The following is an 872-nucleotide window of genomic DNA, read 5'->3' as shown; positions in this document are numbered from 1 at the left end:
AGTAAGGGAGGAATACTTATGGGTCAACATCATCACGGACATGATCACCATGGTCACTCTCATAATCATTTTGAAGAAGCAAGAGAAGGGAATAAAAAAGGGCTAATTATTGCTTTAATAATTACTACGGGGATTATGATATTAGAGTTTTTTGGCGGATTAATCACAAACAGTTTAGCGTTACTATCTGATTCTGGACATATGCTTAGCGATGCTAGTTCTTTGTGTTTAAGTTTAGTTGCCATTTGGTTCGCTTCAAGACCAGCTTCTCCAAATAAAAGCTATGGCTTTTATCGTTTTGAAATATTAGCAGCATTATTTAATGGTATTACTTTATTTGTAATTGCAGGATTTATTGTTTTGGAAGCATATGAACGCTTTTTCGAACCACCAACTGTTTCCAGTGGAACCATGATACTGATTGCTTCAATAGGATTGTTCGCCAATTTAATTAGTGCTTGGTCATTAATGCGGAAGGGTGATGTGAAGAACAATGTTAATTTGCGTAGTGCATATCTACACGTTCTTGGTGATGCATTAGGTTCTGTTGGAGCGATTGTAGCTGGAATCTTAATGCTTTTATTTAATTGGTATGTAGCAGACCCGATCATTTCAGTTTTAGTGTCTTTATTAATTTTAAAAAGTGCTTGGGGAGTTATAAAGCATTCGGTTCATATTTTAATGGAAGGCACACCTCCTACGATTAATCAGGCAGAAGTTAAAGCAGTTTTAGAAGAAATCGATGGGGTTATCGATGTACATGACCTTCACATATGGACCATTACCTCTGGATTAGATTCTTTGAGCTGTCATGTATTAATTGAAGATCATAAAAACAGTCAAGAAATTTTACAAGAAGCAATTAATAAAAT

Annotated in this window: 1 protein-coding gene; it reads left to right on the top strand. The window is 35.2% G+C overall.

All coding sequences use genetic code 11. The features are described 5' to 3' along the window. Positions 1-18: 18 nt before the first annotated feature. Positions 19-872, top strand: an 854-nt coding sequence (locus BAMA_RS23235; protein ID WP_034644407.1) for a cation diffusion facilitator family transporter, incomplete at its 3' end; no start/stop codon positions are given.

Origin of the sequence: Bacillus manliponensis, assembly GCF_000712595.1 — a bacterium.
GTDB classification, from domain to species: Bacteria; Bacillota; Bacilli; order Bacillales; family Bacillaceae_G; genus Bacillus_A; species Bacillus_A manliponensis.
This window is presented reverse-complemented; position numbering and strand designations above follow the sequence as displayed.